This is a genomic window from Bradyrhizobium sp. sBnM-33, assembly GCF_032917945.1.
Taxonomy (GTDB): domain Bacteria; phylum Pseudomonadota; class Alphaproteobacteria; order Rhizobiales; family Xanthobacteraceae; genus Bradyrhizobium.
Genome location: NZ_CP136624.1, coordinates 6,529,719 through 6,542,699 on the forward strand (window position 1 = coordinate 6,529,719; position 12,981 = coordinate 6,542,699).

The 12,981-nt window shown below is 60.7% G+C and carries 12 protein-coding genes and 1 pseudogene; 6 read left to right on the plus strand and 7 right to left on the minus strand.

Features of this window, described 5'->3' with window-relative positions:
* Positions 1 to 20: 20 nt before the first annotated feature.
* The 6 genes from RX328_RS30855 to RX328_RS30880 are packed head-to-tail and all read right to left on the minus strand — an operon-like array spanning position 21 to position 5,124.
* Positions 21 to 905 carry a polysaccharide deacetylase family protein gene (locus RX328_RS30855; RefSeq protein ID WP_213253206.1) on the minus strand — a complete coding sequence of 295 codons (885 nt, stop codon included), beginning with the start codon at positions 903 to 905 and terminating at the stop codon, positions 21 to 23.
* Positions 892 to 1,704 carry an ABC transporter substrate-binding protein gene (locus RX328_RS30860; protein ID WP_409410857.1) on the minus strand — a complete coding sequence of 271 codons (813 nt, stop codon included), beginning with the start codon at positions 1,702 to 1,704 and terminating at the stop codon, positions 892 to 894. The genes RX328_RS30855 and RX328_RS30860 overlap by 14 nt, the downstream gene beginning before the upstream one ends.
* Positions 1,705 to 1,720: 16 nt before the next feature.
* Complete coding sequence (locus tag RX328_RS30865) at positions 1,721 to 2,485, minus strand: amino acid ABC transporter ATP-binding protein (protein WP_213253208.1); 765 nt, start codon at positions 2,483 to 2,485, stop codon at positions 1,721 to 1,723.
* The gene (locus RX328_RS30870) at positions 2,482 to 3,339 is read right to left on the minus strand and encodes an amino acid ABC transporter permease (protein WP_213253209.1); all 858 of its coding nucleotides are present in this window, start codon (positions 3,337 to 3,339) and stop codon (positions 2,482 to 2,484) included. The genes RX328_RS30865 and RX328_RS30870 overlap by 4 nt, the downstream gene beginning before the upstream one ends.
* Positions 3,336 to 4,160: an ABC transporter substrate-binding protein gene (locus RX328_RS30875; RefSeq protein WP_213253210.1), complete on the minus strand. Its 825-nt coding sequence runs from the start codon at positions 4,158 to 4,160 to the stop codon at positions 3,336 to 3,338. Before RX328_RS30875 ends, RX328_RS30870 begins: the two co-directional genes overlap by 4 nt.
* 1 nt (position 4,161) lies before the next feature.
* Positions 4,162 to 5,124, minus strand: coding sequence for an N-carbamoyl-D-amino-acid hydrolase (locus tag RX328_RS30880; protein ID WP_249726686.1), 963 nt, complete (start codon positions 5,122 to 5,124; stop codon positions 4,162 to 4,164).
* 185 nt (positions 5,125 to 5,309) lie between these two features.
* Here RX328_RS30880 and RX328_RS30885 point away from each other — a divergent pair, with 185 nt between their 5' ends.
* The 4 genes from RX328_RS30885 (at position 5,310) to RX328_RS30900 (ending at position 10,345) form a co-directional block, all read left to right on the plus strand.
* Positions 5,310 to 6,209 (plus strand): LysR family transcriptional regulator, encoded by a 900-nt coding sequence (locus RX328_RS30885; protein WP_213253212.1) that lies wholly within the window; start codon positions 5,310 to 5,312, stop codon positions 6,207 to 6,209.
* 435 nt (positions 6,210 to 6,644) lie between these two features.
* Complete coding sequence (locus RX328_RS30890) at positions 6,645 to 7,118, plus strand: hypothetical protein (protein ID WP_213253213.1); 474 nt, start codon at positions 6,645 to 6,647, stop codon at positions 7,116 to 7,118.
* Positions 7,119 to 8,123: 1,005 nt separating this feature from the next.
* The gene (locus RX328_RS30895) at positions 8,124 to 8,843 is read left to right on the plus strand and encodes a response regulator (protein WP_213253214.1); all 720 of its coding nucleotides are present in this window, start codon (positions 8,124 to 8,126) and stop codon (positions 8,841 to 8,843) included.
* Complete coding sequence (locus tag RX328_RS30900) at positions 8,840 to 10,345, plus strand: sensor histidine kinase (protein WP_213253215.1); 1,506 nt, start codon at positions 8,840 to 8,842, stop codon at positions 10,343 to 10,345. The genes RX328_RS30895 and RX328_RS30900 overlap by 4 nt, the downstream gene beginning before the upstream one ends.
* 118 nt (positions 10,346 to 10,463) lie before the next feature.
* Here the strand turns inward: RX328_RS30900 and tenA are convergent, their stop codons facing one another.
* Positions 10,464 to 11,135 (minus strand): thiaminase II, encoded by a 672-nt coding sequence (gene tenA, locus RX328_RS30905; protein ID WP_213253241.1) that lies wholly within the window; start codon positions 11,133 to 11,135, stop codon positions 10,464 to 10,466.
* A 155-nt stretch (positions 11,136 to 11,290) separates the two neighbouring features.
* Between tenA and RX328_RS30910 the strand changes: the two are divergent.
* Together RX328_RS30910 and RX328_RS30915 are read left to right on the plus strand one after the other, a co-directional pair.
* Positions 11,291 to 11,413: pseudogene (locus RX328_RS30910) on the plus strand (LysR family transcriptional regulator); the annotation flags it as partial.
* A gap of 52 nt (positions 11,414 to 11,465) precedes the next feature.
* Positions 11,466 to 12,968 (plus strand): AMP nucleosidase, encoded by a 1,503-nt coding sequence (locus tag RX328_RS30915; protein WP_213253242.1) that lies wholly within the window; start codon positions 11,466 to 11,468, stop codon positions 12,966 to 12,968.
* The last annotated feature ends 13 nt before the right edge of the window (positions 12,969 to 12,981 follow it).

Here is a 12,981-nt window from a genome sequence, read left to right on the forward strand (position 1 = left end):
GAATATTTGATCGACCGTTCTCAGAGGTCGGCCGCTTCGTGACTTCTGAAATTCGCCGCGATCGCCTCGCCGGTCGTGATCCACAGGTCGGGGCAGGATTTGGCATAGGTGAGAAATTCGCGCAGCAGCCGAAGCCGCATCGGACGACCGCTGCATTGCGGATGCAGCACGGTCGTGACCATCGCGCCCCAATCCCTGACCTCATCGAGCTCATCCTTCCAGATCGAGAGCACATGCTCCTTCGGAAAGATCGGCCGCGGGCTGAATCGGGCGGACAATCCGTGCATCCAGTCGTCGTAGCTTGCCGTCACCGGAAGCTCGATCGTGCCCGGCCTGCCGTCTGCAAGGCGATGGCGGTAAGGCCGCACGTCGTCGCGAAATGACGAGGTGTAGATGATACCGTGGCGCACCAGCGCCACACGCAGCTCTTCGGTGAATTCGCCGTAGGGCGCGCGGTAGCCGGTCGGCTTGACGCCGAGCCGGCGCTTCAGCGCCTCGAAGCCCCGCTCCAGTTCCTCCTCGATCCAAGGATCTCCCGGATCTGGCAACAGATGGTGATACCCGTGGTGGCCGATCTCGTGACCGGCCTTGAGAATGGCCTCTGCCATCGCGGGATGCGCATCCACCGACCAGCCGGTGACGAAGAACGTCGCTTTCAGATCAAGCTGATCGAGCAGCTCCAAAAGTTTTGGCGTGCCGACGCGCGCCTCGTAACCGCCATAGCTCATCGTGATGAGGCGCTGGGCGTGTAACGCATCTTTACTGGTCCAGGCGGTCTCCGCGTCCACGTCGAAGGAGAGGAACATCGCTGATGTATAGGGCTTTGGCCACGGATAATCCGGCGCCGGCGGCGCGGTGTTCGCGGGAATGAGCGGAATGCTCGCAAGCGCTTTACTGTCCAGCATTGATGGTCGCCTTCTCTACGCCGTAGTCGGTCAATTTCCACTTCGCTAGCAAAGCACGGTAGGTGCCGTCAGCGATCAAGGAGTCCAGGGCCTCCACTACCGCTTGCTGCAGCACCTTCTCCTTCACGCCCAACGCAAGCCCGGTGAACTGGGTTGCGAACACATCGCCGACGGGGAGATAGACGCCCGGTTCGAGGTCCATGATGTAGGGAAGCGTCTCGCCCCCTTGGACGGCCGCGTCGATCCGTCCCTGCCTTAGCTGGGTCCGGGCATCGGCCGATCCTTCCGTGCCGACAAATTGAATCGGGTTGCCACCGCAGTGGGCCTCGCTCCAGGCAGCGATCAGCTTCGGAAACGACGTGCGCCGGCTGGCGCCGACTCTTTTCCCGCAGAACGCCGTCGTGTCCTTGAACTCGGCGGCGCGCGATTGCTGCACGAAAAAGCGAGGCCCGTTGCGAAGGTAATCGACAAAGGTCGCCGTATCCTGCCGGCTCGCCATATCCGTCATACCGGACAGGATCGCATCCACCCTCCCCGTCGCGATCGCAGGCATCATCTGGTCGAAGCTGGTTTCGTTCCAGACAATCTTGACGCCGAGCTTCTTGCCGAGCGCCTCGCCAAGCTCGACGTCGAAACCGGTCAGCGTGTTGGTAGCGGGATCGCGGAATTCCATCGGCGGATAATTCGGTACGATCGCGACCTTGATACTGCCCTGCCTGGCGATTTCCGGAGGCAGCTCGATCGCCATGGCCGGAGCATTGGCGGCACTGAGGAACGCGGCCGCAAGAAAACGTTTCATCATGAAATTCGCTCCATCAGATTACCGCGGAAAGAAAGGATTGAGTACGTACTTCACGGGGCTTGCCCAGAACCTCCGCTGCAGGCCCGGACTCCACGATTGCGCCATGGTCCATATAGACGACCGTATCCGCTACCTCCCGCGCGAAGCCGAGCTCGTGCGTTACCACCATCATCGTCATGCCGCTGCGGGCAAGCTCCTTCATGACGCTGAGCACCTCGCCGACCAGTTCGGGATCGAGGGCACTGGTCGGCTCGTCGAACAGCATCAGCATCGGCTTCATGGCGAGCGCGCGGGCAATCGCCACCCGCTGCTGCTGCCCGCCGGAAAGCTGTGAGGGATAGGCATCAGCCTTGGCCGCCAACCCGACACGCCCGAGCAGCTCCATCGCCGCCGCCCGCGCTTCTTCCTGCTTGCGGCCCTGCACCTGCACCGGACCTTCGGTGATATTTTCAAGCGCGGTCTTGTGCGGGAACAGGTTGAAGCGCTGAAACACCATCCCGGTCTTCAGGCGCTGGCGTGCGATCTGCCGCTCAGTCAGGCGATGCAATCGCCCACCCTCTTCTCGTACGCCCAGCAACTCGCCATCCAGCCAGACACCGCCACTGTCGACTGACGTAAGCTGGTTGATACAACGCAGAAGCGTCGTCTTGCCCGATCCCGACGCGCCGATCAGGCAAAGCACCTCGCCTGCCCAGACGTCCAGCGAGACCTGCTTCAGGGCCTGAAACTCCCCGAAGCTCTTGCTAACCGAACGGATGGCGACAAGGGGCTGGGTCATCGGTTGATCTGCAATGCTCCACGCGCGAAGCGGCGCTCAAGTAGCATCTGCAGAGGCGTCAAAATTGATACGACGAGCAGATACCAGGAGCCGGCGACGATCAGGAGTTCAATCACGCGCGAATTCGCGTAATAGATATTCTCGGCGGCGTGCAGCACCTCCGGATACTGGATGACGCTTGCGAGCGACGTCGCCTTCACCATGCCGATGAACTCGTTGCCTAGCGGCGGGATTACGACCCGCATCGCCTGCGGCAGGATGATCCGGCGCAACGCGCGCAGCCGTCCCATGCCGATCGCCTTCGCGGCCTCATATTGTCCGACGTCGACCGACAGCATGCCCGCCCGCATCACCTCGGACGTGTAGGCGCCCTGATTGATGCCGAGGCCGAGCAGTGCCGACAGAAACGGCGTCATGACATCGACCGCCCGGGCCGACCACAGGCCCGGAATGCCGATCGTCGGAAACACCAGCGCGAGATTGAACCACAGCAGTAGCTGCAGGATCAGCGGCGTGCCGCGGAACAGCCAGGTGTAGCCGGCGGCGACGGACGTCAGAACCGGATTGGACGAGAGCCTCATGATCGCGACGACCACGCCCAACACGATGCCAAGTGACATCGCGAGCACCGCCATCACCATGGTGTTGGTGATGCCCTCAAGGATCACTTTCGCGGTCAAGAAACGGCCGACATAGGTCCATTCGATCTGACCGTTGACGAAGGCACGACCGGTCGCAGCCAACACGATGACAATCGCTGCCGCAGCGAGCCATCGCTGCCAATGAACCTGACGTGCGACCGTCATCCCCGAAATATCGGGAAAACCCTTCGCCAGCGGAGGCGCTGCTCTCATTGCGTGGACGCATTCATCATTGGCTGGGCCACCGCGTTCGCGCCCAATCCGTATTTGTCTAGAATGGCCTTATAGGAGCCGTCAGCGATCATGGCGGCGAGATGTTGCGTCACCACCTCGCGCAGCGCCACGTCGTCTTTCCGGAACATGATGCCCTGATAGCCGGTGGCGAACGGCTCTCCGATGACGCGGTATTTCCCCGCCTCTTGCTGCTGGGCGTAGGGCAGCGTCTCGGTGCCTTGCACTGCGGCATCGATGCGTCCCTGCTTGAGCTGGTTGCGAACATCGACGCTGTTCTCGCCCGGAACATATTGCACGGCGGGCTTGCCGTTTGCCTCGCAATTCTGCTTGCTCCATTTCTCGATCTCGACCGGGAAGCTGGTGCTGCGCGTCGTCCCGACCTTCTTGCCGCAGAGATCGATGGGGGATTTCGCGGCATTCTCCGTCAGGACGAAGAACTGCGGCCCCGTCGCCAGATAGTCGATGAAATCGGCGGTCTCACGCCGCGAGCTGCGGTCCGAAATGCCACTAATGATGAAATCCGCGCGCTTTGTCTGCAATGAGGGGATGAGTTCGGCGAACGGCGTTTCGCTCCAGACGATCTTCACGCCCAGCCGCTTGGCGATTTCGTTGGCGAGATCGATATCGAGCCCGACAAGCTGGTTTGTCGTCGGATCGCGGTATTCCATGGGAGCGTAGGTCGAGTTGACCGTCAGGCGCAACGTGCCCGCTTGCTTGATCGATTCCGGCAGTTCGGCGGCCTCTGCCGTTGCAGTGGTCAGGAGCGCGGCGAACCCAAGGAAGAACGAGATACGTGTCATATCAGCTCCTTCGGGCCCGCACTGCACTGGCCGCTTGATGTTTAACCGCTTCGAGCGTGGCCGGCTCGACAACACCGGCACGCTCCGTGATGATCGTGTATTGCTCCGGCCGCCGGTGCGCGGCGAAATTGAACATCTTGTCCTTGCCCTGGCGACAGAGATCGAGGTCGAGGTCAGCAACGATGATTTCGTCCGCAAGCGTTTGCGCTTCGGCGACGATCCGGCCATTGGGATCCACGATGCAGGAGCCGCCGATCAGTCCGGAGCCATCCTCGTTTCCCGCCTTGGCGACCGCGATCGCCCAGGTGGCGTTCATGTAGGCGTTGGCCTGGGTCACGAGCCTGGAATGGAAGGTGCGCAGCGCCGCATCTTCGGAGACACCGCCGTTTGGATCGTACGCCGCGGAGTTGTAGCCGACACAAACCAATTCGACACCCTGCAGGCCCAGCACGCGCCAGGCTTCCGGCCAGCGGCGGTCATTGCAGATCATCATGCCCATGATCGCGAAGTGCCAGTCCGGTCCTGCCCGAAAGGCAGGAAATCCCAGGTCGCCATATTCGAAATAGCGCTTTTCGAGCTGCTGATAGGCTGCATCGGCACGCGGCTCGATCGAGCCCGGCAAATGCACCTTGCGATAGCGCCCGAGAATTTCGCCGTGGCTATCGACCAGGATCGAACAATTGAAGCGCCGACCGCCCGATGTCAGTTCGGCGTAACCGATATAGAAGCCGATGCCGAGCGCCCGAGCGCGATCGAACAAGGACTGCACGGCCGGATTCGGCATCCCGCGCTCGAAGTAATGGTCAAGCGCTTCGCCCTCGATAAGCCATCGTGGGAAGAAGGTCGTGAACGCCAGTTCGGGAAAAACCACCAGCGTTGCGCCGCGCGCAGCCGCCTCCTCCAGCAACGCCAACATGCGGCCAAGCGTATGCTCTCGCGTATCAGCTTTTTGCGTCGGCCCCATCTGAGCAGCGGCGGCGCGGAGAACTCGAACCAACATTGCCTCCAATCTGAGCGGATTGCTTACCCAAGAGGCGGGTGATCCCGCTCCGATAGCGCTCCGATGCAGAGGTGATTACGCGGAAGCGCAGCCCTAAACGCAATCACTCGTGCTATGATATTTTCGGTGAGACAATAACGGGCGGTTATATGAACCTGCGCCAATTGGAGATCCTGCGTGCCGTTATCCGCCATCGGACCACGGTCGCGGCGGCGGACGAACTGGCGCTATCGCAACCGGCGATCAGCAACGCGCTCAAGGCGATGGAGGCGCAGGCGGGCTTCGCATTGTTCGAGCGTATCAACAACCGGCTGTTCCCGACATCAGAAGCGATGGCACTCTACAAGGAAAGTGAAGCGATCTTTGCACTCCACGCCAAACTCGAAAATCGCGTGCGCGACTTACGGGAGTGCCGCACCGGACTTCTATCGATCGTGGCGACGCCGCCGCTGGCCTACAGCATCATTCCGCACGCTCTATCGGACTTCCTGCGTCGCCGTCAGCAGACGCGTGTCTTCTTCGATGTGCGGCGTTACGAAGGAATCATCGACGGCGTTTCGAGCAGGGTCGCAGAGCTCGGCTTTGCGCTCGGGCTGTCGCATCATCCCGGCATTGCGCATGAGGTGGTTCATACCGGCGAAATGGTCTGCGTCCTGCCGCCGAACCATCCGCTGGCCGAACGGCCGGTCATTTCCGCTTCCGACCTTATCGGCTTGCCCTTCATCGGGCTGGAGCGCGGCACGCGGTTGGGCGAAGCCGTACGCGAAAGCTTTGCGCAGGCCGGCGCGCTGTTCCAGCCAACTGTGGAGGTGCGATACTGTAATACGGCCTGCGTGCTCGCGGCCGCCGGCGTGGGCGCGGCGGTCGTCGATCCGTTTTCACCGCGCCAGAGCGGCGGCCAGGACCTGATCGTTCGGCCTTTCACGCCCAAGACCGTGGCAGTGGCCTATATGCTGTGGTCTGAGGCGGAGCCTTTATCGCGTCTGGCCAAGGCGTTTCTGAATGAAGTCCGGCAGGCGAGCCGCTCGCTGGACCGAGATGCCTCTTGAGCGTTGAACAATGTGCAAACAGGGCCATCTGCGACGACTCTCCGTTGAGAAGCGCCTGCCCAACATGGAAGAGCCGGTTGCGGATTGAGACAGCTGTGCCGCCACTGACAGCCCAATTCGCCCCGCTGCCGCCGATCATGATGGCGTTCGCTTCTGCACTTGTAGGCAGCACCTTGCGCTTCCTGACACCCCAGTGACACCGGCGGGGGCCGAGAAGATCAAGGCTGCCTTGGAAGTCCTTGGCTGCACGGGCGCCAAGATGGAGAGGAAACCGAGGGCAGCGGTTCATCGTCGCGCGTCAGGAACATCTAAGCCGGCGTTAACCCTGTCGGCAAACGCCCGGTACGTGGGTCGGGTTGTTAGGTCAACCGCCGCCAAGTTGCCTCATTAGATCGGAGAATTTTCACCGGCACAAATTTAAGTCGGAGGAGCATCATGCTGAGAATGGTGTTGTTGGGCCTCCTCATTCCATTGGGTGTAGGGGTGCTCGCGGCGATGGAACTCAGAACTCCACCGCGTAGTGCAGTAGCGGTCGTCCAGCCCCTTGCCGAGACAGCCGTAGGCATTTCCGATTCACATGGTGCGTTGGCGAAGGCTGATCGACTTGAAACTACCGCTACCAGCAGCGAGACGCCAGCGCAGCCTGCTCTAGTCGACGAACGCATTTCTCCGTCGGAAGACATCAGTATCGGTTCTTCGGAGCCGCCGAGCGTGATCAACCGCCATCGGCACCATCCCAAATCAAAGAAGGTTACTATCGCCCCTCCTAAGTCGAAGCCAAAGAAAGCCGATATCAAGCGAACCGCCATTTCCGAGCGGCGAAAGGCCGCCAGCGACACCGGGCCCTGTCGGCTAAGCGCGTTTGGCGGCTTGCGGAAGGCTTTGAATTCAAACGACTGCGAGATCTGATTCACCGAGCCATAATTCGCCTTGAAGCGGCTTCGGTCGCTCTAACCTGATGTTATCCCTTCGTGCGAGAAAGCACCCAAGCTGCTCTATCAACAATAGAGAACGCGCGCCCTTTTACTCCCCATCGTGCAATATCGCGTGTTTGGCGCAGATCCGGGGACTGGCGTTTTTTGCCTCCGTCGCAAATCATCGATCGCGCGAGATCGCTTCCGCCTTCGAACGGGCGCTCCGCATACGAACCTGAGATGTTGCAAAGGCATCAAACAGTCGCCCTCCCTCACGAGACGCGAAATGGCCATGCGACCCGCACCATACGTCAAATCAACGGGCGTGGCCGAGGTCGAGGCATTCCGCAACACGAGAACGAGCAGCCAACTTATCCGAAGTGCGGCTCTGCGAAGAAGCCGCCCCTTCTGTGTAGCGTCGTCATTATCGTTCCCAGCTGATGAGCCTCTCGAGATTTCCGGAATTGCCCTGTGAGAAACGGCGTCCATCGCGCACATGTAGCGCTCCTGCTTCGTTGAACAGGCCCACAATGAAGTCCGGTTGTCGCAGAACTTTGCCGGCGGCTACCGAGAATTGTCGCGATCTGTCGCAGGGATATTGCGTTGCATAATTCGCGACAGGTTGGAGCGCCTTCGCTGATGACCGCTCCTATCAGCGCTCTTCAATCGCCTTGCTCTTCGCTGCGGCTTCCCAAATTGCATCAGGTGTCGGCAGGACATAGGTTTGCGACACTTTGCGACAAAGATGGCTCGCCGGGACAAGGTTCTTCGACAGCTTGTGCCTAAAATGTTTCAGCACTAGATCGGATCTGCACATAAGGACGGTTCCACTCGGAATGGGCGGGGATCTTGCGATCCCGATCTGACCCCACGATGCTGTGAGGGAAACTATGCAGCAAGGATTTGATCTCGGCCGACCGTACGCGGCCGATACATTCTGTTACACTTTTCCGATGGGTTGGGTGCTGGACTTCAGTATGATGCGGAACGGAGCACCTGGATGGAATCGACACCGCACATCGCCGTCGTGGACGATCACCGTGATATCCGCGACTTGGTCGGCAAATATTTGATGCAGCACGGCTACCGCATCAGCCTTGCGGAGAATGCTGTCGCACTCCGCCGTTTGCTCGAACGAAATGCTCTGGACCTGGTGGTTCTTGACATCATGATGCCAGGCGAGGACGGATTGTCCCTCTGCCGTCATCTGCGCAGCACCACTGACCTCCCCGTTATCCTGTTGACTGCCATGGCGGAGGAGACCGATCGTATCGTCGGGCTGGAAGTGGGCGCTGATGACTACGTGACCAAGCCGTTCAATCCCCGCGAACTCCTCGCCCGCATCAAGGCGGTGCTTCGACGAGTCCAAAGCCTGCCGCCGCAGAAGGGCCGGCTCGCAACCAAGGTTGTACGTTTTGATCGGTGGACCTTTGACGTCAACCGGCGCGAGTTGCTCGGAGACGACGGCGTTGCTGTGCCGCTCAGCACGGCAGAGTTCCGCCTGTTGTGCGCATTTCTCGATCATCCAGGCCTGGTACTCAGCCGCAATCAGCTTCTTGACCTGACCGTCGGCCGAGATGCCGATCCGTTCGACCGGAGCATTGACAATCAGGTCAGTCGCTTACGGAAGAAGATCGAGGCCGATCCGAAAGTACCAGCCTTGATCAAGACTCACTGGGGTGGTGGATACAGCCTTGTCGCAGAGGTCGAGCAGCCATGATGAGCTTGTGGAAGCGCAGCCTTGCCGCCCGCTTCATCTGTTTCACGCTGCTGTCCCTCGTGCTGTCCCAAGCAATCGTGTTCTTCATTTCCTGGGATGAGCATGGGCAGGCGATTCGGAAGGCCGCCAAGGGCGAGATATTCAGTCGATGCGCCTCTCTCGCCCGGGTCTTGGAAGCGACGCCTCCGGCGCTGCAGACCGATATCCTTAATGCCAGTAACACCAGTTCAGCGAGATATTGGATATCGACCAACGGTCTGAAGGATGCCTCCGCGTGGCGAGAGGATGCATGGGAGCGCTTGGCGCAGCCATTGCCGCGCGTATCCTTTCCCGGCCACAGCGTGCCCGCCGAGGTGAAACCGGATTTCGCCCGAAAGAGTGCCAGCAGTAGCAGCGCCACCTCCTCACAATGGATCGACCTGAAGCCGGAAGCCTGGCCGCTGTCCCGACCAGCGAAGTTTCTTTATCTCGATGACGCCACCGGCATGGGCTTGGCCGTTCAGTTGGCGAACGGCGCATGGCTGAACACTGCATTTGCCAAACCCGCGCAAGACGGTTTCTGGACCTCCAAATCCACCCTGGCGCTCGGCCTTTCGGCGTTGTCGTTGTCGATCATTGCCGTATTCGCCGCACGCGGCATTGCACAACCATTGCGCCGTCTCGCCGTGGCGGCTGAAGCCCTCGGTCGTGGTCAGGAGGTCGTACCGCTGCCGGAAACCGGCCCCGACGATATCCGACGCACCGCCGAGGCATTCAATCGCATGCAAGCGCGACTGCACCGTTTCGTCGACGATCGCACCAAAATGCTGGCCGCCATCGGTCATGATTTGCGCACACCCCTGACTTCGCTCCGCTTGCGTGCCGAATTCGTGCCCGACGAGGACGTCCGCGAGAAAATGCTCTCCACTATTGCCGAGATCCAGACGATGACAGAGGCGACTCTCGCATTCGCTCGCGAAGATGCAGCCGCAGAAAATACGCGCACCGTGGACCTCTCGGCTCTCGTGGAAAGTCTCTGCGACGATCTCGCCGAACTCGGTCATGACGTCTCTTTCTCGGAGGGACAGAAGGTCAGCTACAGCTGCCGACCAGACGCACTCCGCCGCGCATGCCGCAACCTCGTCGAAAATGCCATTCGTTATGGCGAGCGGGCGCGCGTCAGCGTGGAGAGACGAGCAGATAGTATCGAAATCATCATCTCGGATGATGGACCCGGTATTCCCGACAGCGCCCAGGAGCAGGTTTTTACGCCGTTTTTCCGGATGGAGAATTCGCGAAACCGCGAAACAGGCGGCGTGGGTCTCGGCCTTTCCATTGCCCGGACCATTGTCCGCCACCACGGCGGAGATATCGCCTTGACCAACAAGCCGAAGGGACTATGCGCGGCTATTAGCCTGCCAGCGCAGGAGGGCGGGCCGCCTCCCATCGGCCGACCGATCACGGTCGCAGGAGAGAACGTTATCAACGCTCTCGAACCGGCACCGCGCAGCATCTCCGCTTGAACAGGCAGCACGGGCACGATTTTGTCGGCGTGATCGCCCGAACATGTATCCCGTTGCATTGTAAACCGCGTTCAAGGCTGCAGCTCCCGCTCCGCAAGGCGGCGCAGCTCTTCCAGTGTTATGCACGCTGGCCGGCGCGCCAGCCCATTTCCCAGAAGTCCGACTCGAGACGCGTAGCTTCCTTGAAGATGGCGATCAGCTCGGCCTCGCGGGCGGGCGTGGCGTAGAGGCCGGCGAGATTCTCCAGGTGAGCCCGCGCTTTCGCCGCGACGTCCTGGTATGGCGCGCCGGCATACTCGGCGATCCAAACGCGATATGGGTTCGTTGCAGCGAGCGCATTGGGCCGCGACGCAAGCCGTGTCGCAATCTCCGCGTAGCCGATCACGCAGGGAGCAAGCGCCACCTTGAGCGCCAACAGGTCGCCGCGCATTCCAGCGTCGAGTACGTAGCGCGTATAGGCCAGCATCTCGACGGCAGGCGGGGCTTGTTCGAGATCGGCGGGCGACAGGCCCCAGCCGGCGCAGAGCTTCACATGCAGGTTCATCTCGACGTCGAGGATGGCCGAGAGGCCGACGGCCGCTTCACGCATATCGGCAAGCTTGGGCGACTTGTAGACGGCAAGCGCGTAGGCGCGGGCAAACTCGATAAGGAAAAGGTAGTCCTGAACAAGGTAGTGACGAAACGCCGCTTCGGCGAGCGAACCGTCCGCCAACCCGCTCGTGAAGGAATGCTCGGTGTAGGCCCGCCACTCGGCGGATGCTGCTGTCTTTAGGCGCTCGAAGAAGCTCACGATCATTCGCCGGCTTTGCTTTTATGAATGTCTTTGGCTCGCTGCCACTGACGCGTGGGGCGAACCGGGCGGAGTTGAGCTTGATCCGTGCAAATCCAAGCTTCGGTTGCGAACACACTGCACCAGTTTCGCACTAGAAGCGACCCCGTCGTCCGCCCCTTGCGCCCAAAACTCTTGCCGTGGCCTACACGCTGTAGTCGGAGACGGACCCGCTATCACGGCTGGCCAAGGCATTTCTGGACGAAGTCCGGCAAGCGAGCCTGCTTCTGGGCCGGTAAGTTCCCTTACCAAGCCCTCCCCATGGCGGATTCAAGATACTACGTTACGACCATGAAGAATCACGACCATCCCCAGGCCATTGGACCAACAGCCACACCAGAGCCCTTCGTGCGGCAAAGCTTCGACGACGCACGCAAGGCGGTTGCGGCTTTGCGATCACTTTATGCCCGAAATACCCAGTTCCTGCGCGATTCCTTCGCCGCGCTCGCGGCTGGCAGCGACAGTAACCGGCGATACCGGGCGTTCTATCCGGAAATCAGCGTCACCACGAGTTCATACACCCAAGTCGATTCCCGTCAGTCCTATGGCCACATGCCGACGCCTGGGCACTACTCGACCACGATCACCCAACCCGGCCTGTTCGAAACCTATCTCATCGAGCAACTCGATTTGATCATGCGCAACCATGGCGTTCCGGTCGTCGTATCGGAGTCAGAAACGCCGATCCCACTGCATTTTGCTTTTCAGGAAGGCACCTACGTTGACGGCGCCGCCGCCAAGAACATCAGACGACCGATCCGAGACCTGTTCGACGTTCCAGATCTTGATGGAACCGACGATCAGATCGCCAATGGCACATACGAAGCAGCGGTCGGCCGGCCGAGGCCGCTGGCGCAGTTCACCGCGCAGCGCGTCGACTATTCCCTGCATCGCCTGCAGCACTACACGGCCACCAGCCCAAATCACTTTCAGAACTTCGTGCTGTTCACCAACTACCAATTCTACATCGACGAATTCTGTGCTCGCGCCAGGAACCTGATGGCGCAGGGCGATAGCGGTTACGCCGAATTCGTCGAGCCAGGCAACATCGTTACCAGGCGCGGTGAACAGCGGCCGGACGCCGGCATCATAACGGCGCGTCTGCCGCAAATGCCGGCCTATCATCTGAAGAAGCCGGATCACGCAGGCATCACCATGATCAATATCGGTGTCGGGCCCGCGAACGCCAAGACGATCACCGATCATATCGCTGTGCTCAGGCCGCATGCGTGGCTGATGCTCGGGCACTGTGCCGGATTGCGCGACACCCAGGCGCTGGGGGACTACGTGCTGGCCCACGCTTATGTGCGGGAGGATCATGTTCTCGACGACGACCTCCCGCTATGGGTGCCGCTTCCTGCGCTGGCCGAGATCCAGGTCGCACTCGAGGAGGCCGTCGCGGAAGTGACCGGGCTATCCGGATATGACTTGAAGCGCGTCATGCGCACCGGCACCGTTGCCTCCATCGACAATCGAAATTGGGAATTGCGCGACCGGCGTGGTCCGATTCAGCGGCTCTCACAGTCTCGCGCCATTGCGCTCGACATGGAATCGGCAACAATCGCCGCCAACGGATTCCGCTTCCGCGTACCCTACGGCACTTTGCTGTGCGTGTCCGATAAGCCGCTGCACGGAGAATTGAAGTTGCCCGGCATGGCTACCGAGTTCTACAAGCGGCAGGTGGCCCAGCACTTGACCATCGGCATCCGCACAATGGAGAAGTTGGCGAATATGCCGTTGGAGCGGCTGCACTCGCGCAAGCTCAGAACCTTCTCGGAAACGGCCTTCCAGTAGGCGCGCCGAGACC